The sequence below is a fragment of the Campylobacter felis genome, assembly GCF_030250085.1.
Taxonomy (GTDB): Bacteria; Campylobacterota; Campylobacteria; order Campylobacterales; family Campylobacteraceae; genus Campylobacter_D; species Campylobacter_D upsaliensis.
This window is the reverse complement of record NZ_JANURX010000002.1, coordinates 1-17,653: the sequence shown is the minus strand read 5'-3', so window position 1 is coordinate 17,653 and position 17,653 is coordinate 1. Positions and strand designations below refer to the sequence as shown.

At 37.0% G+C, this 17,653-nt stretch carries 17 protein-coding genes and 8 tRNA genes; 17 read left to right on the top strand and 8 right to left on the bottom strand.

Translation table 11 applies throughout. The features are described 5' to 3' along the window. The first annotated feature begins 1 nt into the window (after window position 1). From NYG92_RS01320 to NYG92_RS01305, 4 genes are read left to right on the top strand one after another with little or no spacing between them, the layout of a single operon-like run. The gene (locus tag NYG92_RS01320) at window positions 2-1,195 is read left to right on the top strand and encodes a phosphoglycerate kinase (RefSeq protein ID WP_289233295.1); all 1,194 of its coding nucleotides are present in this window, start codon (window positions 2-4) and stop codon (window positions 1,193-1,195) included. Continuing rightward, the gene (locus NYG92_RS01315; protein ID WP_289233294.1) at window positions 1,192-1,863 is read left to right on the top strand and encodes a triose-phosphate isomerase; all 672 of its coding nucleotides are present in this window, start codon (window positions 1,192-1,194) and stop codon (window positions 1,861-1,863) included. The genes NYG92_RS01320 and NYG92_RS01315 overlap by 4 nt, the downstream gene beginning before the upstream one ends. A 2-nt stretch (window positions 1,864-1,865) precedes the next feature. Continuing rightward, the gene (fabI, locus tag NYG92_RS01310) at window positions 1,866-2,693 is read left to right on the top strand and encodes an enoyl-ACP reductase FabI (protein WP_289233293.1); all 828 of its coding nucleotides are present in this window, start codon (window positions 1,866-1,868) and stop codon (window positions 2,691-2,693) included. Continuing rightward, complete coding sequence (locus NYG92_RS01305) at window positions 2,674-4,293, top strand: hydrogenase small subunit (RefSeq protein ID WP_289233407.1); 1,620 nt, start codon at window positions 2,674-2,676, stop codon at window positions 4,291-4,293. Before fabI ends, NYG92_RS01305 begins: the two co-directional genes overlap by 20 nt. On the opposite strand, the gene feoB is transcribed toward NYG92_RS01305, so the two are convergent. Together feoB and NYG92_RS01295 are read right to left on the bottom strand one after the other, a co-directional pair. Further along, window positions 4,285-6,303, bottom strand: coding sequence for a ferrous iron transport protein B (feoB, locus tag NYG92_RS01300; RefSeq protein WP_289233292.1), 2,019 nt, complete (start codon window positions 6,301-6,303; stop codon window positions 4,285-4,287). The genes NYG92_RS01305 and feoB overlap by 9 nt on opposite strands. Continuing rightward, complete coding sequence (locus NYG92_RS01295) at window positions 6,290-6,529, bottom strand: FeoA family protein (RefSeq protein ID WP_289233291.1); 240 nt, start codon at window positions 6,527-6,529, stop codon at window positions 6,290-6,292. Before NYG92_RS01295 ends, feoB begins: the two co-directional genes overlap by 14 nt. A 159-nt stretch (window positions 6,530-6,688) precedes the next feature. Here NYG92_RS01295 and NYG92_RS01290 point away from each other — a divergent pair. From NYG92_RS01290 to NYG92_RS01270, 5 genes are all read left to right on the top strand, one after another. Continuing rightward, a tRNA-Pro gene (locus tag NYG92_RS01290) sits at window positions 6,689-6,766 on the top strand. A gap of 22 nt (window positions 6,767-6,788) precedes the next feature. Continuing rightward, window positions 6,789-6,865 (top strand) — tRNA-His (locus NYG92_RS01285). A 3-nt stretch (window positions 6,866-6,868) separates the two neighbouring features. Continuing rightward, a tRNA-Arg gene (locus NYG92_RS01280) sits at window positions 6,869-6,945 on the top strand. A gap of 10 nt (window positions 6,946-6,955) precedes the next feature. Next, a tRNA-Arg gene (locus NYG92_RS01275) sits at window positions 6,956-7,032 on the top strand. A 5-nt stretch (window positions 7,033-7,037) separates the two neighbouring features. Beyond that, window positions 7,038-7,122, top strand: a tRNA-Leu gene (locus NYG92_RS01270). A 183-nt stretch (window positions 7,123-7,305) separates the two neighbouring features. Here NYG92_RS01270 and NYG92_RS01265 read toward each other — a convergent pair. After that, a tRNA-Glu gene (locus tag NYG92_RS01265) sits at window positions 7,306-7,380 on the bottom strand. 137 nt (window positions 7,381-7,517) lie between these two features. On the opposite strand from NYG92_RS01265, the gene NYG92_RS01260 reads away from it, so the two are divergent. The 7 genes from NYG92_RS01260 to NYG92_RS01230 are packed head-to-tail and all read left to right on the top strand — an operon-like array spanning window position 7,518 to window position 13,080. Further along, the gene (locus NYG92_RS01260) at window positions 7,518-8,564 is read left to right on the top strand and encodes a flagellar basal body P-ring protein FlgI (protein WP_139495774.1); all 1,047 of its coding nucleotides are present in this window, start codon (window positions 7,518-7,520) and stop codon (window positions 8,562-8,564) included. Next, a complete protein-coding gene (locus NYG92_RS01255) occupies window positions 8,564-8,929 on the top strand; it encodes a rod-binding protein (RefSeq protein ID WP_131937179.1) in 366 nt (121 codons plus the stop codon). The genes NYG92_RS01260 and NYG92_RS01255 overlap by 1 nt, the downstream gene beginning before the upstream one ends. A 57-nt stretch (window positions 8,930-8,986) precedes the next feature. Beyond that, window positions 8,987-9,187, top strand: a complete 201-nt coding sequence (locus NYG92_RS01250) for a flagellar biosynthesis anti-sigma factor FlgM (RefSeq protein ID WP_270977455.1) — start codon at window positions 8,987-8,989, stop codon at window positions 9,185-9,187. Window positions 9,188-9,222: 35 nt separating this feature from the next. Beyond that, on the top strand, window positions 9,223-9,654 hold the full coding sequence (locus NYG92_RS01245; protein ID WP_004275570.1) for a flagellar protein FlgN: 432 nt from the start codon (window positions 9,223-9,225) through the stop codon (window positions 9,652-9,654). Between the two features lie 12 nt (window positions 9,655-9,666). Further along, window positions 9,667-11,493 (top strand): flagellar hook-associated protein FlgK, encoded by a 1,827-nt coding sequence (flgK, locus tag NYG92_RS01240; protein WP_289233290.1) that lies wholly within the window; start codon window positions 9,667-9,669, stop codon window positions 11,491-11,493. Window positions 11,494-11,542: 49 nt separating this feature from the next. Then, complete coding sequence (locus NYG92_RS01235; protein ID WP_082199119.1) at window positions 11,543-12,310, top strand: TIGR02757 family protein; 768 nt, start codon at window positions 11,543-11,545, stop codon at window positions 12,308-12,310. Then, entirely contained in the window at window positions 12,310-13,080 is a 771-nt protein-coding gene (locus NYG92_RS01230; RefSeq protein ID WP_289233289.1) for a TSUP family transporter, read from the top strand. Before NYG92_RS01235 ends, NYG92_RS01230 begins: the two co-directional genes overlap by 1 nt. Here NYG92_RS01230 and NYG92_RS01225 read toward each other — a convergent pair. Then, window positions 13,059-13,135, bottom strand: a tRNA-Met gene (locus NYG92_RS01225). The genes NYG92_RS01230 and NYG92_RS01225 overlap by 22 nt on opposite strands. A gap of 83 nt (window positions 13,136-13,218) precedes the next feature. Between NYG92_RS01225 and NYG92_RS01220 the strand changes: the two genes are divergently transcribed. Next, a tRNA-Ser gene (locus NYG92_RS01220) sits at window positions 13,219-13,306 on the top strand. A gap of 3 nt (window positions 13,307-13,309) precedes the next feature. Here the strand turns inward: NYG92_RS01220 and metF are convergent. From metF to NYG92_RS01200, 4 genes are all read right to left on the bottom strand, one after another. Then, window positions 13,310-14,170 (bottom strand): methylenetetrahydrofolate reductase [NAD(P)H], encoded by an 861-nt coding sequence (metF, locus tag NYG92_RS01215; protein WP_082199121.1) that lies wholly within the window; start codon window positions 14,168-14,170, stop codon window positions 13,310-13,312. Between the two features lie 9 nt (window positions 14,171-14,179). Beyond that, entirely contained in the window at window positions 14,180-16,444 is a 2,265-nt protein-coding gene (gene metE / locus NYG92_RS01210; protein ID WP_289233288.1) for a 5-methyltetrahydropteroyltriglutamate--homocysteine S-methyltransferase, read from the bottom strand. Between the two features lie 341 nt (window positions 16,445-16,785). Further along, entirely contained in the window at window positions 16,786-17,280 is a 495-nt protein-coding gene (gene luxS / locus NYG92_RS01205; RefSeq protein ID WP_082199122.1) for an S-ribosylhomocysteine lyase, read from the bottom strand. 115 nt (window positions 17,281-17,395) lie between these two features. Then, a partial coding sequence (locus NYG92_RS01200; RefSeq protein ID WP_270977446.1) for a flagellin occupies window positions 17,396-17,653 on the bottom strand: 258 nt, incomplete at its 5' end.

Below are 17,653 nucleotides of genomic sequence, written 5' to 3'. Positions count from 1 at the left end.
GATGAAGAGCGAAATTATCTCCATTAAAGATATAGACTTAGCTAAAAAAAAGGTTTTTATAAGATGTGATTTTAATGTCCCTCAAGATGATTTTTTAAATATCACAGATGATAGACGCATAAGATCGGCTATCCCTACGATAAGATATTGTTTAGATAATGGTTGTAGTGTGATTTTAGCTTCTCACTTAGGACGCCCAAAAGAAATTAGCTCAAAATACTCCCTAGAACCTGTAGCAAAAAGACTTTCAAGACTTATGAGCAAAGAAGTGCTTTTAGCTAAAGATGTCATTGGTGAAGACGCAAAGAAAAAGGCGGAAAATTTAGAGGCAGGTGAAATTTTAATGCTTGAGAATTTGCGTTTTGAAAAGGGCGAAACGAAAAACGATGAAAATTTAGCTAAAGAACTTGCCTCTTTAGCGGAGGTTTATATTAACGACGCCTTTGGCGTGTGTCATAGAGCGCATGCGAGTGTGGAAATGATTACAAAATTTTTTGATGTGAAAGCAGCAGGCTTTTTGTTACAAAAAGAGATTAAATTCGCTGATAATCTTTTACGCCACCCTGCTCGTCCTTTTGTCGCAGTAGTAGGCGGCTCAAAAGTAAGCGGAAAGCTACAAGCCCTCATCAATCTCTTACCAAAAGTCGATAAACTCATCATAGGAGGAGGTATGGCTTTCACCTTTTTAAAAGCTTTAGGCTATGATATAGGAAATTCACTTTTAGAAGAAGAATTACTCGAAGATGCTAGGGCTATTATGAAAAAGGGTAAAGAACTTGGCGTGAAAATTTACCTCCCAGTTGATGTGGCTGTGGCAAGGACTTGTTCGAGCGAAGCTTTTATGTCTTATGTGCCAACGCAAGAAATTCCAAGTGGCTTTATGGGACTTGACATAGGACCTGCTAGCGGGAAACTTTTTAGAGAAGCTTTAGCCGATGCACAAACGATCTGGTGGAATGGACCTATGGGCGTTTTTGAGATAGAAAAATTTGCTAAAGGTTCTTTAAAAATGGCACATTTCATAGGCGATAGCCACGCTACGACCATCATAGGAGGAGGTGATACGGCTGATGTAGTCGCAAGAAGTGGCGAGGCTGATGAGATGACCTTTATTTCCACAGGAGGTGGGGCAAGTTTAGAGCTAATCGAGGGTAAAGAACTTCCAGGTGTGAAGCCTTTGCGAGGCGAGGTATGATTTACGCTGCAAATTTGAAGTGCAACCACACAAGAGCCTCTTTTGAGCTTTATCTTAAGGCTTTAAATGAGGCTTTAAAAGACAAAGATGAAAATGTTTTTGTCTTTCCTCCTAGCGTAGCCTTTTCACAAAAAGAAAGTTTTTTCACACAAGGGACGCAAAATTTCTACCCTTGCATTAATGGTGCTTTTACAGGGGAGCTAGGCAAGGAACATTTAGATGAATTTGGTATCAAATGCGTCTTAATAGGACATAGTGAGCGTAGAATTTTTGAAAATGAAGCTTTAATAAAGGCGAAATTTGACTTTGCCAAAGAGCAAGGATGGCAAATTTTTCTTTGCATAGGAGAGGATTTAAAAACAAAGCAAGAGGGCAAAACAAAAGATTTTTTAAAAAAACAGCTTGAAAATTTGGATTTAAATTATGAAAAACTCATCATTGCTTATGAGCCGATTTATTCCATAGGCACAGGTATAAGTGCTAAAAATGAAGACATAGAAGCCATTTTGGCATTTTTACGCACACTTACAAAAGTGCCCTTACTTTATGGGGGAAGTGTTAATGAGACAAATATTAAAGAACTCACACAAATTAAGCATTGCGGAGGAGTTTTAGTAGGCTCTTATGCTTTAAAAGTAGAAAATTTCATCACATTAATAAAGGGGTAAAGATGATAATGCAAGGCAAAAAAGGCTTAATAGTCGGCGTAGCAAATAATAAATCCATCGCTTATGGTATCGCTAAAGCTTGTGCGGCACAGGGGGCAAATTTAGCTTTTACTTTTTTAAATGAGGCTTTAAAAAAGCGTGTTGAGCCTATCGCGGCGGAATTTAACTCAAATGCAGTTTATGAACTTGATGTGAACAATGAAGAGCATTTAGACAAAATCGCCTCCTTAATTAAGAAAGATTTGAGCGAGATCGATTTTATCGTGCATGCTGTGGCTTTCGCACCTAAAGAAGCTTTAGAAAATTCCTTTTTACAAACAAGCAAAGAAGCTTTCGATATAGCGATGCAAACCTCCGTTTATTCTCTACTTTCACTCACAAGGGCTGTTTTACCCGTGCTAAAGGATAATGGCTCAATTTTAACCTTAAGCTATTTAGGTGGGGTGAAATATGTCCCGCATTATAATGTTATGGGCGTGGCTAAGGCGGCTTTGGAAAGCTCTGTGAGATATTTGGCTAGGGACTTAGGAGAGCGTGGAATTCGCGTTAATGCCATTTCCGCAGGTCCTATTAAAACTCTAGCGGCAAGTGGGATAGGCGATTTTAGAATGATTTTAAGATATAATGAAATCAACGCCCCCCTAAAACGCAATGTCAGCATAGAAGATGTAGGAAATTCAGCGATGTATTTATTAAGCGATTTAGCAAAAGGGGTTACGGGTGAAATTCACTATGTCGATGCGGGTTATAATATTATGGGTATGGGCGATGTAACCAAAGATGATGAGGGTCAAACCATACTTTGCTGGGATAAGCACAATGGACGATGACGCCCTTAAAGCGTGTTTAGAAAAACGCCTTGTAAATTTAAAAGGCAAAGAAAAAAGAATCGTTAATGGAGTAAGTGTGGCGACTATGCTTAAACATCTTGGTATCTCTAATGAGCTTTTAAGCCTTGCTTGTGAGTATTTTTCCCTAGCACCTAAGCTTAATGTCATTTGGCTTCATTTAGCAGAATGTACAGGTTGTAGTGAGAGCCTACTAAGAAGCGAAAAGCCTGATTTAGCCGAATTTATATTTGACTTTTTTTCTTTAAATTATCACGAAACCTTAATGAGTGCTAATGGCACTAAGGCTGAAGAGTGCCTAGAAAAAGCAATGGAAGAGGAATTTGCTCTTATTGTTGAGGGGGCGGTCGCACCCATAGATACCTTTTATCTTAGCATAGGGGCGGAGGGTAAAAGTGGCTACGAGCTTTTGCAAAGCATAGCGGATAAGGCTAAAGTTATCTTCGCCGCTGGGACTTGTTCTTCTTATGGTGGGATACAAGCTGCTTATCCTAATCCTACAAAAACTTGCGGAATTTCGCAGGTTTTAAGTCAAAAAGTCGTTCAAATTCCGGGCTGTCCGCCAAGTGATGTGAATATTATCGCTACTTTAGCCTTTTATGCTCTTTTTGGCACTTCTCCTGAGCTTGATGATAAAAATCGCCCTAAATGGTCCTATGGAAAATGCTTGCACGATATGTGTGAGAGAAAGGCGAAATTTGAAAGTGGGATTTTTGCAGAGACTTTTGATGACGCGGCGGCAAAAAGTGGAGCGTGTTTATTTAAGGTGGGGTGTAAAGGTCCTTATACTTATAATAACTGCCCTAAGGTAAAATTTAATTCCAAAACTTCTTGGCCTGTGGCGGCTGGACACGGGTGCATCGCTTGTAGTGAGGAAAATTTTTGGGATAATTTTGGCTTTTACGAAAAGCCTATGACAAATGCTTTTGCCTATGCGAGGGTGAGCCGAGAAGAAGCTTTTGTTTTAGAAAATAAGAATTTAAATTTAAACACTTTAAAAGAGAGTGTAAAAGAAGATGAGCTTATTTTTTATCTTAAGGAAAAAATGCAAATTTTGGTAGAAGATAGAGAGCTTTTGGATTTTAGTTTCGAATCAAATTTAAAATGTGCTTTGGCAAATTTAGCAAAAAATAAATTGGGTTTTAATTTGCTTGAAAATTATAAAAAGAATTTCCCCAAACATTACGCTTTTATTGAGGCGAATTTTGACGAAAATTCAAAAATTTCAAGTGATATTTGGGAATTTTTTGAATTAAGTTATATTTTGGCTAAGGGAGAATTTTTAAAAGATAGGGCTTTGTTGATTGAGATGGCGAAAAATTATGCCTTTAATCACGCTAGTCCTTATGATTTTAAATTAAGTGCGAAAGAAGATAGTGTGAAGCTTGATTTAAATAAGTCCTTAAGAATGACATTGATTTATCTTTGTGGTGGGCTTGAAATTGAGGGGATTGCGTTTTCTTTGTTGAGTGCTTTAGCTAAAAGCTTAGGAGAAATTCGTCAAGATTATATGGAAAAAAGGCTTATTTTAAGCGTAGATGAAAGCTTAAATCAGCCTTTTTTACATCAAATTTTAAGCTAACATTTTACTAAGATGTAGCCCTATGAAAGCCACGATATAAGCACTAATGCAAGTGAATAAGAAAAGATAAAGCGTGTATTTTGCCTTACCGCTTTCTTTTGTAAAAACTATGGTGGCTGCAAAGCAAGGATTATAAATCATCACAAATAAAATATACGCTATCGCTGTGCTAAATGGGATATTTGAAGCAAGGGTCTGTCTTAAATTCTCATCATTTTCATCTAAATCCTCCCCTAAAGAATAAAGCACCCCAAGCGTTGAAATCATCACTTCTTTAGCCGCCAAACCGCTAAGTAAAGAAACGCTTAATTTCCAATCAAGCTCAAGTGGTGCAAAAACAGGCTCGATAGCTTTGCCAAATTGCCCCAAATAGCTATTTTCAATCTGCTGTTCTGCTGCGAGTTTTTCATCTTCTTGTGCGTTCGTTTGAAGAGGAAAATTACTTGCAAACCATATTAAAATTGAGGCTAGTAATATAAAAGTTCCTGCTTTTTTAAGATACATTTTTGCTTTATTAAGAGACATTTGCCATACCAAATTCCAATTTGGCATACGGTATTTTGGCATTTCCATAACAAAAGGCTCATCAATACCCCTAAAAGCAGTCATTTTTAAAAATTTAGCCGCTAAAAGCCCTAAAAAAGCCCCCAAAATATAAATTCCAAATAAATAATTTCCCGCTTGCTCACCTCCAAAAAAAGCCCCGATAAAAAGCACATAAACAGGTAATCTTGCCCCACAACTCATAAAGTTAATAACAAAAAGAGTCAAAAGTCTATCTCTTTTATTTTTAAGCGTTCTTGTCGCCATAAAGGCAGGCACAGAGCAACCAAAACCCGTAATAAGCGGGATAAAACTTTTTCCGTGCAAACCAAATTTATATAAAATTCCATCAAGTAAAAATGCCACACGCGACATATAGCCCGTTGTTTCTAAAAGGGCGATTCCAAAAAACAAAATCAAAATATTAGGTAAAAATAAAACCACAGCTCCCACGCCCCCTATAATCCCATCGGCTAAAACGGAGGCTAAAAGCTCGTTAGAGATATTTTCCTTACATAAATTTCCTAGTGCTTCAAAACCCATTTCTATATAATCCATAGGGATAGCTCCAAGCGTGAAAGTAAGCTGGAAAAGCACCCACATTAAAAATAAAAATATCACTATGCCAAAATATTTATTGATGAAAAAAGCGTCAAGGCTTTTTGTAATATTTTTTGAAGTCGGTTCTTGTTTTGAAATTTGCTTACTTAAACCTGAGCTAAAAGCGAGTAAATCTTCTTTGAAAATTTCTTTTATATCTTTGCTTTGATAAATTTCAAAAAGCTTGTTTTGCGATTCGCTTACTAACTCTTTGCAAGTGCTATTTCGCACTTCATTTTGAAGTAGGGCGATGGCGTAGGATTTGGGACTTTGATAAGGATTTTCTAAATTGAGCTTTTCTATATGTTTTTGAATTTTTTCAATTTCTTCTTCCAAATGTTCCCCATAAGCTCTTATAAAGGGTGTAAATGGCGTTTCGTGCGTTTTGATGATAAGCTCCAAAAGAGTGTTTAAATTTTCTTTTGTTTTGGAAGAAATGCTAACGCTAGGCGTTTTTATAAGCTTTTCAAGTGCATTAATGTCTATACTAAAGCCTTCTTTTTCGGCTTCATCGCTCATATTAAGCGCTAAAATAATCTTTTTTTGACACTCTAAAAGTTGAGAGCTTAAGATAAGATTGCGTTCTAAATTTGTGGAATCTACGACATTAATGATGATGTCATAGTTTTGTGTTTGTATGAAATTTTGCGTAATTTTTTCTTCTTCTGAGTAGCCATCGAGCGCATAAGTCCCCGGTAAATCAATAAATTCAAGTTCGTAATCTTTATAGTTTATCTTTGCGCTTGCTTTTTCTATGGTAACACCGGGGAAATTTCCCACTTTTAAATTCGATTTACAAAGCGCATTGATGAGAGAGCTTTTGCCTACATTTGGCTGCCCAACTAATATGATATTAATTTTTTTCATTTGGTATTCTCTCCACTTTTATAAATTTAGCTTCGTTGGCTCTTAGTATGACGCAAGAATTTTCAAGCTCGACTAAAATTGTTGCTTTTTTTAAAGATGAGTTGAGTTTTTTAAGCTTCTTGTTTTTGGAAAAACCAAAACTCAAAAGTCTGTTTTTAAGTTCTAATGGAGCGTCAAAACCTATTATCAAAGCACTTTCTCCATTTTTTAAAGAATCCAATGTCATAAAATCTCCTTAAAAAATATTGAAGGCGTATTATATTCTTTTAAAAATAAATTTGAGTTTAATTATCAAAATATTAGATTTTAAAAATATCGTATCATTAATAAATTTCAATGCTTGACATAAAATTCTTTTTTTGGCATAATAACGACTTTAATTTTACGGGGTGTAGCGCAGTCTGGTTAGCGCACCTGGTTTGGGACCAGGGGGCCGAAAGTTCGAATCTTTTCACCCCGACCATCTTTTATAATTTATAAAAATGGTGAGTGTAGCTCAGTCGGTTAGAGCATCAGATTGTGGTCCTGAGGGTCGTGGGTTCGATTCCCATCACTCACCCCATCAGCGTCCGTAGCTCAATTGGATAGAGCGACAGACTTCGGATCTGTAGGTTATGGGTTCGATTCCTATCGGGCGCACCACCTTAGATATGCGTTCATAGCTCAGCTGGATAGAGCAACGGCCTTCTAAGCCGTAGGTCAGAGGTTCGAATCCTCTTGAGCGTACCATTTTTGCGGATGTGGTGAAATTGGCAGACACGCCAGACTTAGGATCTGGTGCAGCAATGCGTGAAGGTTCAAGTCCTTTCATCCGCACCACGCTGTCAACCTTCACTTTTATACTTTAACATTTATAAAACAACACATTTTTCCTAACTTAAAAAGAAATTTAGAGTGCCATTTCAATACATATTAGAAAATGTTGGATAAAAAATGAGACTGATTAATATAATGAAGCTCTATCTTTTAGGAAGTCAAAATTAGCTTAAATAATGATGTATGTGGTGACCCATACGAGACTCGAACTCGTGTTACCGCCGTGAAAGGGCGATGTCCTAACCGCTAGACGAATGGGCCAACACAAAAAAGAAATTGAATTATACATAAAAATACTTAAGTAAAGTTTAAATCACATCTTAATGTTTCCTAAATTTATAAATTGGAACTCTTTTTGCTTATAATGCTTTTAAGTTTAAAGATTAAAGGAGTAATCTATGAAATTCTTACTAAGCCTTTGTGCTTTGAGCATTATGCTTTTCGCCGTGCCGATAAAGGAAGTGGCAAATACAGTGGGCGTAAGGGATAATCAACTTATAGGATATGGACTTGTCGTTGGTCTTAATGGTAGTGGCGATGGCACAAGTTCCAAATTTACTTTACAATCTGTCTCAAACCTTCTACAAGGTATGAATATCAAAGTCGACCCAAACGATATTAAGTCTAAAAATACCGCCGCGGTTATGGTTACGGCTAAACTTCCCGCTTTTGCAAAAAGTGGCGACAAACTTGACATCGTTGTCTCTTCTTTGGGGGATGCGAAATCTTTGCAGGGTGGCACACTTTTACTTACAGCTTTAAGGGGAATTGATGGCGAAATTTACGCCATTGCACAAGGCTCACTTTCTACGGGAGGACTTACGGCAAGACCGGGTGGAGCAGGCTCACACTCCACAGCTGCAAGTGTGATGGGCGGAGCAAATGTTGAGAGAGAAATTCCGCAAAATTTTAATGAAAATACCGACTTAACCTTAAGTCTTAAAACGGCGGATTTTAAAACCGCTCACGATATAGAAAGAGTTTTAAATAGCGTTTTTGATGAAAGCGTGGCAAAAGCTATCGATTCTCGCACGATTAAGCTTAACAAGCCTGAGGAATTTAGTGCAGTGGAATTTATGGCTCGTGTTTTAGAGCAAGATATAGCCTATACTCCACAAAGTAAAGTTATCATCGATGAAAGAACAGGCACTGTGATAGCGGGCGTTGATGTGGAGGTTGAGCCTGTGTTGATTACCCATAAGGATATTACGATAAAAATCGACCCAAATAACCAAACAGCCGCTACACAAAATGAGATTGATATGAAAGATGGAGGGGCGATAGACCCAACTTCAAATACGCTTAGAATTTCTAATCCCAAAACAACCGTGGCGAATATCGCAAGAATGCTAAATAAACTAGGTGCTACGCCAAATGACATCATCGCTATAATGGAAAATTTAAAGCGCGCTGGTGCGATTAATGCGGATTTAGAGGTGATATGATGAGAGTGGATAATTTTTTAAATACTTACAATATGAACTCAAACGCCATTTTAGAAAAGGTAGCTAAAGGTTCAAATTCGCAAAAGGCAGATGAAAATTTTGCCTCTTATTTTAAGCCAAAAGATAATGAAGTCGTTGCAAAAACGGACGAAGAAAAAGCTTTAAAAGAGCAAACGGACGCTTTTGAGGCTTTTTTGATAAAGTCTGTTTTAGACATTTCTTTGAAAAATCAAAATTCACTTTTTGGAAAAGATGCGAGTAGTGAAATTTATTCTTCTATGTATAACGATACGATGAGCAAGGCTTTAAGTGGAGGAATGGGCTTTTCAAAATTATTATTTGATTTTTTGAAAGAAAGGGGTTAAGTTTTTGTAATTTTAGTCGATATGGTTTGTAGAGGATTATAAATCAAGGAGGCAGAAATGATAAATCCTATACAACAAAGTTATGTAGCTAACGCTTCTTTAAGCCATACAAACAAGGTTGAAAGAGAAGCAAAAACAGAACAAAGTCAAAAAACGGAGAACGATAAAGTCTCTAAAATCGCCGAGCAAATTAAAAATGGCACTTATCAAGTTGATTTAAAAGCCACAGCAGCGGCGGTAGCAGACTCTTTAAGCTAAATTTTTTCTCCTTTTTGACTAGGAAAGGAGAAAAAATGCTAAAAAAATGCTTAGATGAGGTTAATGCTATCTTAGCGCAGATGATAGAATTAACCGAAGAGGATATTAAAGACATACAAGTTGCCAAACACGACAAGGTCGCCCCTAGTGTCGAGGCTAAAAATGAACTCATTACCAAATTTGTAGCAGCTAAAAAAGAACTTGATGCAGCTTTAGTGGCTTTAAATAACAGCTCTACAAAAGGACTTAGCGAAATGCTTGATGATGAGGATAAGCAAAAGCTTGATTTACTTAAACAAAATCTTCAAACCTTACATACTAAAAATAAAGAATACGCCAAATATGTCTTCATAGTGAAAGATTTTTTAGACGGCTTGGTAAATACAATGTTTGACATCAATGGTGGAACAAATAATGCTTATGGAGATAAAGAGCATATCCCAGAAATTTTTAAAATGAAAGTGTAAAGGAGTGGTAAAATGGGTATCTTTGCGACCTTACATACAGGAGTTACAGGCTTAAAAGCGAGTGAAGTGCAAATCGCCACTACGGGTAATAATATCTCCAATGCCAATTCTACTTTTTACACGCGTCAAAGAGTTGTGCAAACGACAAATGGCTATATTACCACAGGCGGAGTGCAAGTTGGCACAGGAACGGCGATAGAAAGCATAGTGAGACTTCACGATGAACACGCCTATTTTAAGCTTAAAAATGCTAGCACTCAGCAAGAATACACAGGCTATTTAGGTCAGGTTTTAGAAGAAATTTCGCAACGCTTCCCAGACCTTAAAAATACAGGGATTTTAAATAATTTAGAAAATTATAATAAGGCTTGGAACGATTTTGCTTCTAATCCTAACGAAAATGCGACTAAAATCGCCCTTGTGAAAGCGTCTCAAACCTTAGCCGAGAGTATTAACGAAGCACATAGCACACTTAAAAAAATTCAGCAAAAGGTTAATAACGACATTAAATCCACTGTGGAGGAAATTAACCGCATAGGTGAAGAAATAGCACATTTAAATAAGCAAATTTATGGCGAAGAGGCTTTACCGACTGACCATGCGAACGAATTGAGAGATAGGCGTGATGAGCTTGAGCTTACCCTTTCTAAGCTTGTGAGTGCAGTGGCTAGTAAAAATGAAATCGTGCAGGATAATCGCTTTGAGCAGACTATAACTGACCCCGGACATCATTATAATCTTAGCATTGAGGGCTTTAGTATAGTTGATGGGGTGAATTTTCACCCCTTAAAGCTTGATTATGATGATAAAAATAAGTCTTATAGCATTTATTATCAAACTCCAGATGAGAAAATTCACGACCTTACAGCTAAACTTAAGGGCGGTCAGCTTGGAGCGCAGCTTGATTTAAGGGGGCGTGATTATGATAAGCTTGAGGGAGCTTATGATAATGGAATTTTGCAAGGTTATATCGACTCTTTAAATACCTTTTCAAAGACTTTAATAACCGAAACAAATAATCTTTACGCAGGTTCAGCTAAAAATTCGGCAACTTCGGATTATTTAGAGGGTTTAACGGGCGATGTGCCTTTGATGAATTACGATAGAAGCATACAGGCGGGGACTTTTGATATTGTCATTTACGATGAAAAAGGTAATGAAAAGGTTAGAAAGAGCATTACCATCGATGTAACGACTACAATGAATGACTTAATGCGTCAAATCAAGGCTAACACAGATGATAACGGAAATAAAAATAACCAAGACGATGTCGATGATTTCATCAATGCGAGTTTTAGTTTCGATTCTAAAAGTAATAGCGGCTTATTTCAAATCAATGCTAAGCCCGGTTTTAAAATAGCTATACAAGATAAAGGCACGAATTTCGCGGGTGCTTTTAGTGTGGGGGGATTTTTTAGCGGAAATAACGGTGGCAATATCTCTGTGAAAGATAGTTTGCTAAGAGACCCAAGCACGGTAAGAGCGAGTAAAAACGGCGTAGATAGTGGGAATGATATGGCAAATCAAATCATACAGCTTCAATATAACAAAGTTAGCTTTTACAATAAAGACGGCACGGTAGATGAGCTAACTATGGAGGAGTATTACCGCAAATTTACAGGTAAAATCGCAAGTGATGGGGAAAATAATAATGTGATTCATAAAAGTAACACAACCCTTTATAATTCTGTTTATGCCGAGTATCAAAGTAAAAGTGGGGTAAATACTAATGAGGAGTTAGCCGCACTTATCCAGTGGCAGTCAAGCTACGGCGCTGCGGCTAAAATCGTTACCACAGTCGACCAAATGCTAGACACCCTACTAGGACTTAAATCTTAATTTAAAAAGTTATATTATAATCCTTTCAAATTTCTTGGAAAGGATTATAATGAAAAAATGTGAAAAATTGAGAGAGAAGGCTTTGCTAAAAGCTGAGCTTGACAAGTTGGCTCTTAAGGAAAATTCCAAAGAGGGCTTAGAAAAATTTCCAGACCCTTTACAAATCGCCAAGCCCAAAAAAGACGCCTACATCGCTTTAATGTGCGCTTTGTTTTCTTATGGTAGTTCTAAAAATATCGTTAAATTTCTAAAAACGCTTGATTTTTCTTTGATAGACAAAAGCGAAAATGAAATTAAAAAAGCGATGAAAAATTTAAAATACCGCTTTCAAAACGAAGAAGATATAACGCAAATTTTTATCACTTTTGCTAGGCTTAAAAATAAGTATAAAAATTTAGAGGAAATTTTTACAGAGCCTTATAAAAAAAGCGGCAAAGTTAGCGATGGAATTTTAAATTTCATTAAAATTGTTTATGAAATCAATCCTTGTAAAAGTAAGGGTTATACGCATTTTTTTGGCAGCACTTGGCAAGATGAGCCAAAATCCCCTTTAAAGCGTTATAATATGTTTTTGCGTTGGATGGTGCGTAAAGATGAGCTTGATATGGGGCTTTGGAGAGGAATTTCGCCAGCTGATTTACTTATCCCTCTTGACACGCACACGCAAAAAATTTCTCTAAAACACGGACTTTTAACGCGTAAAAGCTATGATTTTAAAGCCGTTTTAGAACTGACACAAAATTTAAAAAAATTAGACCCAAAAGACCCTATAAAGTATGATTTCGCACTTTATAGGCTGGGGCAGAACGGAAGTTAATGGAGCTTGATTTAAGTATTTATCTCATTTTGTTTGGTATTGCCACTTTTGCGGGCTTTATCGATTCTATCGTGGGTGGGGGTGGGCTTATCACTATCCCGGCTCTTATGGCAAGTGGTATCCCGCCACACCTTGCTTTAGCGACTAATAAGCTTCAAAGCGTGTTCGGCTCTTTCACAGCGGCAGCGACTTATTTTCGCTCTACCACTCTCCCACATCTTGCTTGGGGCGTGTTTTTTACAGCACTTGGGGCGGCTTTTGGGACTTGGAGCGTTTTGCTTATTAAAGATGAGCATTTAAAGCTTATTATTTTAATCTTTTTAAGCCTTACCTTTCTTTACACGGCTTTTAAACCAAGTTTAGGTAAAAGTGAAACCACGCCTAAAATGCAAAATATCAAGCTTTTTCATCTCATCTTTGGGCTAACTTTAGGCTTTTATGACGGCTTTTTAGGACCTGGGACGGGGTCGTTTTGGATATTTGCTTGTGTGTTGTTTTTGGGTTTTAATATGAAAAAAGCTAGTATCAACACCAAAATTTTAAATTTCACAAGTAATATTATCGCCCTTTTTATCTTCCTTTGGCTTTATGAAGTGCTTTGGCTTGTGGGGCTTTTAATGGGCGTGGGGCAGGTTTTTGGGGCGTTTTTAGGCTCAAAGCTTGTGCTAAAAACAAATGGGAAATTTATTAAAGTGTTATTTTTAGTTGTTGTGGGAGCGACGATTATCAAAGTGGCGTGGGATTATATTGGTGTCAAGGGGGAGACTTGAACTCCCGACCTCCGGCTTATGAGACCAGCGCTCTAACCAGCTGAGCTACCCTGACTTGTGAAAGTGTAATTATATCTTTTTTTACTAAAATTTGGCTGATTTTATAAAATTTTTAGCTATAATTTTCTTTCTTATCGTAGAAAGGTGTCCGAGCGGTTGAAGGAGCACGCCTGGAACGCGTGTAAAGTGCAAGCTTTCGAGGGTTCGAATCCCTTCCTTTCTGCCATAATTAAAGCACATTTTTAGCCTCGTTTTCTTCTTTTGGTAAATGTTTTACCGCTTCATAAATTCTTATAGCCGCTTTGGTTTTATTCATAGTATAAAGATGAATTCCATCCACCCCGCTAGTGATTAAATCAACGATTTGGTCTATCGCATAGGCGATGCCAGCGTCTTCTAGGGCTAAGGTATTGTTTTCATATTTTTCTAAAATTTTAGTAAATTTAGTGGGGATTTTAGCCCCACAAAGTTGTGAAATTTTTAAAATTTGCCTTTTGTTTGTAATAGGCATAATCCCCGCATAAATCGGCACTTTTATACCACTTAAAGCACAATTTTGCTTAAAAGCGTAAAAGTCCTCGTTATCATAAAAAAGTTGCGTGATGAGTTTATCTGTGCCAACATTTACCTTATTTTTAAGATGATGAATATCCTCGATGATGTTTTTAGCCTCGCTGTGTTTTTCAGGGTAGCAAGCGGCGTAAATTTCGAAATTTTCTTGCTTTTTGATAAAAGAAATTAAATCATTTGCATAAGAAAAATCCTTACTCTTTTCTAGCCCCTCGCACACATCTCCTCTAAGGGCTAGAATTTTATTAAGCCCTCTTTGCTTGCACTCTTTGAGTATAGCTGTAATTTTTTCTTTACTTGAGTGTATGCAAGGTAAATGCACTATGCTAGGAATTTGGTATTTTTCTTGGATAAGACTTGCCACTTCTAGGGTGTTTTGTGAATTTATAGAGCCACCTGCGCCAAAGGTTACGCTGATGAAATTAGGGCTTAATCGCCCTAAATCCTCTAAAATAGCGTCTAAATTTTTGATAGTTTCATCTCTTCTTGGCGGAAAAACTTCAAAGGAAAAGCTACACATAAAAACTCCTTATAAACTATTCCTAACTTTTCGAGTCGCTGCGACTAAATTTTTAAGCGCTAAAACCACTTCTTCATAGCCCCTAGTCTTAAGTCCGCAATCGGGATTAATCCAAATTTGTTCTTTAGGAAGCTTTGCTAAAATTTTCTCTATGGTCGTTTTTATCTCTTCTTCGCTTGGCACTCTAGGGCTGTGTATATCATATACTCCAGGTCCTACTTGCGTTTTAAAATTAACCGCCTTAAGCGTGTCTAAAAGCTCTAAATTCGAACGGCTCGCTTCAAAAGAAATCACATCCGCATCCAAAGCGTCAATATCCTTTAAAATGTCGTTAAATTCACTATAACACATATGCGTGTGAATTTGAGTCGAGGCTTTAACGCCGCTATGAACGAGGTTAAAGGCAGGGATAGCCCAGTTTAAATACTCACTATGCCAGTCGCTTTTTCTTAAAGGAAGCTTTTCTCTTAACGCCGCTTCGTCAATTTGTATGATTTTTATACCCTCTTTTTCAAGGTCTAAAACTTCATCTCTTATAGCTAAAGCGATTTGCTCCGTGCTTTCTTTTAGGCTAATGTCTTCTCTTGGAAAAGACCAGTTGAGTATAGTTACAGGACCTGTGAGCATACCTTTTACGATTTTTTTGCTAAGGCTTTGGGCAAATTTGGACCAAGAAAGCGTGATAGGCTTAGTGCGTGATACATCGCCCCAAATCACAGGCGGCTTAACGCATCTTGTTCCATAGCTTTGCACCCAGCCATTTTGTGTAAATAAAAAGCCCTGCAAATTCTCACCAAAATACTCCACCATATCGTTTCTTTCAAATTCACCGTGCACTAGCACATCAAGCCCTATTTCTTCTTGGATTTGTATGCATTCTTTGATTTTTTGTTGATTAAATTCCGTGTAGTTTTGTGCTGAAATTTTTTGCTGTTTAAAGGCGAGGCGGTTGGAGCGCACATCGGCACTTTGCGGGAAAGAACCTATGGTCGTGGTCGGTAAAAGTGGGAGATTTAAAACGCCTTCTTGGATTTTAATGCGTTCTTTAAATTCAGGCTTACGCACAAAATCTTCTTTTTTAAGGCTTTCAAGCCTTGCTTTAACCTTTTCATCAAAGCGGTTAGGGATATTTGTAAAAAGTTCTTGATTGGCTTTGAAAAGCGGATTTTCTTCACTGCTATTTAAAATTTCTTTTAAGTCTTTAAGCTCTTTAAGCTTTTGTTTTGCAAAGGCAAAAAGTTTGAGATAATTTTTTTCAAGCTTAGTTTCAAATTCTGTGCTATAAGGCACATGCAAAAGCGAACAAGAGGTATTTAAAACAATGTTTTGCGCGTATTTTTGAAGCTCTTTAATGAGCTTTAAACTTTTAGCATAATCATTAGCGTAAATATTTTTACCATTAACAATACCTGCAAAAAGGATTTTATCCTTAGAAAAGCCGTATTGCTTAATCAAATTTAAGCTCTCTTTTCCCTCTATAAAATCAAGCCCCAAGCCGTCAAAATTATATTCTAAAAGCTTAGCATAAATGTCTCTTACATCTCCAAAATAGCTTTGCAGTAAAATTTTAAGTCCTTTTTTATGACTTAAAAGCTCTTTATAAAATTCATCAAATAAGGCTAAATCTTTCTCGCTTAAATCATAAACCAAATAAGGCTCATCAAGCTCTAGCCACTGCACCCCTAAATCGTTTAATTTTTCAAAAAGCTCTAGGTAAGCGTTTAAAAGCTTTTTTTGAGCTAGTTTTTGTGTGCTTTCATCTTTAAAGGCTATGAGCTTAAAGAGTGTAAAAATTCCCACTAAAACAGGCTTAGTTTCTATACCTTGCTCTTTTGCTTCGAGATATTCTTTAAAAATTTTATCCCCGCTTAGTGCTATAAGCTCTGCACTATCACATTCAGGCACTAGGTAATGGTAATTTGTATTAAACCACTTTTTCATCGCCAAAGCCGTAGTATCGCCCTTTTCGCCTTGATAGCCTCTACTTTGGGCAAAATACTGCTCTAGTGGCTCTAAATTTAAAGCTCTATAACGACTAGCGACAATATTAAAAAGCACCGCAGTATCTAGCACGGTATCATAAAAAGAAAAATCATTACTAGGGATAAAGTCAATCCCAGCTTCCTTAATCTCTCTCCAGTGTCTAGCCCTTAAGTCCTTAGCACAGGCTAAAAGCTCCTCTTGCGTGCTTTGCTTTTTAAAATATTTCTCAATAGCAAATTTTAATTCCCTATTTGCACCTATTCTTGGGTAAGAAATGATTGCGTTTTTCATTGTTAATTCTCCTTTTGTGTGGCTTAAACTTTGAAATTTAAGCTTTTGTGAGCTTTTGCTCTTTGGCAAAATAATTTATTTTGCTACTCAAGGATAAGAAGATTAAGTTGATTTAATGTTAAGTAAGATTAAATTTTGAGCTTGAAAAACAATTTTAGCTTTCTTACATTACATCCCCTTATCCACTTTCGTGCCTTTGGAACATAATGTCAAGCCAAAGGACGCACTAGATACTACGCATCTCGCACATCAGTTTCATTGTTTCTCCATTAGAATAAAAATTTTTGTATTGTATTAAAAATACATTAAAATAAACTTAACCCTTAAACAAGGGCTAAATTTTAAACATTTTCAAGTTTTAATTCTTCGTTACTCATCACGCCTATGCTCGAATTTAAAACTTTTTGAGCGATTTGCTTGGCTTCATCTAAAGAGTGCATTTTGCAAGTGCCGCATTGATAGATATTAAGTTCTGGGATTTTGCTTTCATCTTGCACATTTAAAACATCTTTCATACTTGCTTCCCACGCTTTTGCCACAGTGATTTCATCGGGCGTTCCTATTAAGCTCATATAAAAGCCCGTGCGACAGCCCATAGGTGAAATGTCGATAATTTCTACCGAATTTGAATTTAAATGGTCCCTCATAAAGCCGGCAAATAAATGCTCTAAAGTGTGTGTGCCTTTTTCACTCATTAAGTCCTTATTAGGTATGCAAAAACGCAAATCAAAAACACAAATATCATCACCCTTTGGCGTTTTCATCATCTTAGCAAGACGCACGGCAGGTGCTGGCATTTTAGTATGGTCGACCTTGAAACTATCTAGTAGAGGCATTTTAACTCCTTTGGTATGTAAATTTTGTAGATTATAGCATTTTTTGGAGAATAAAAAAAGCGAAGCCCACGCTAAGAGCGTGAAAGCCTCGCTTGGGATTATTGAAAGCTTTAAGCTACTGAAGTAGTCTTAAAACATTTTGTTGGCTAGCGTTTGCTTGAGCCATCGCGTAAGCTCCACTTTGAGCTAGGATATTTGCTTTAGAGTAGTTTGCACTTTCACTTGCAAAATCCACATCACGGATATTTGATTCAGCAGCTTTGACATTGACCTGAGTTACGGTAATGTTATTGATAGTCGCTGAGATTTGGTTTTGCACGGCACCGATGTCCGCACGGATTTGGTCTAGGTTTATAGTCGCTGTTTCAACAAT

Bases quoted from the DNA above. Each gene is read 5' to 3' on its own strand.
- metE (WP_289233288.1), bottom strand. From the start codon at position 16,444: ATGAAAAACGCAATCATTTCTTACCCAAGAATAGGTGCAAATAGGGAA.
- NYG92_RS01260 (WP_139495774.1), top strand. From the start codon at position 7,518: ATGAAATTCTTACTAAGCCTTTGTGCTTTGAGCATTATGCTTTTCGCC.
- fabI (WP_289233293.1), top strand. From the start codon at position 1,866: ATGATAATGCAAGGCAAAAAAGGCTTAATAGTCGGCGTAGCAAATAAT.
- NYG92_RS01295 (WP_289233291.1), bottom strand. From the start codon at position 6,529: ATGACATTGGATTCTTTAAAAAATGGAGAAAGTGCTTTGATAATAGGT.
- flgK (WP_289233290.1), top strand. From the start codon at position 9,667: ATGGGTATCTTTGCGACCTTACATACAGGAGTTACAGGCTTAAAAGCG.
- NYG92_RS01255 (WP_131937179.1), top strand. From the start codon at position 8,564: ATGAGAGTGGATAATTTTTTAAATACTTACAATATGAACTCAAACGCC.
- NYG92_RS01245 (WP_004275570.1), top strand. From the start codon at position 9,223: ATGCTAAAAAAATGCTTAGATGAGGTTAATGCTATCTTAGCGCAGATG.
- feoB (WP_289233292.1), bottom strand. From the start codon at position 6,303: ATGAAAAAAATTAATATCATATTAGTTGGGCAGCCAAATGTAGGCAAA.
- NYG92_RS01235 (WP_082199119.1), top strand. From the start codon at position 11,543: ATGAAAAAATGTGAAAAATTGAGAGAGAAGGCTTTGCTAAAAGCTGAG.
- luxS (WP_082199122.1), bottom strand. From the start codon at position 17,280: ATGCCTCTACTAGATAGTTTCAAGGTCGACCATACTAAAATGCCAGCA.
- metF (WP_082199121.1), bottom strand. From the start codon at position 14,170: ATGTGTAGCTTTTCCTTTGAAGTTTTTCCGCCAAGAAGAGATGAAACT.
- NYG92_RS01250 (WP_270977455.1), top strand. From the start codon at position 8,987: ATGATAAATCCTATACAACAAAGTTATGTAGCTAACGCTTCTTTAAGC.
- NYG92_RS01315 (WP_289233294.1), top strand. From the start codon at position 1,192: ATGATTTACGCTGCAAATTTGAAGTGCAACCACACAAGAGCCTCTTTT.
- NYG92_RS01320 (WP_289233295.1), top strand. From the start codon at position 2: ATGAAGAGCGAAATTATCTCCATTAAAGATATAGACTTAGCTAAAAAA.
- NYG92_RS01230 (WP_289233289.1), top strand. From the start codon at position 12,310: ATGGAGCTTGATTTAAGTATTTATCTCATTTTGTTTGGTATTGCCACT.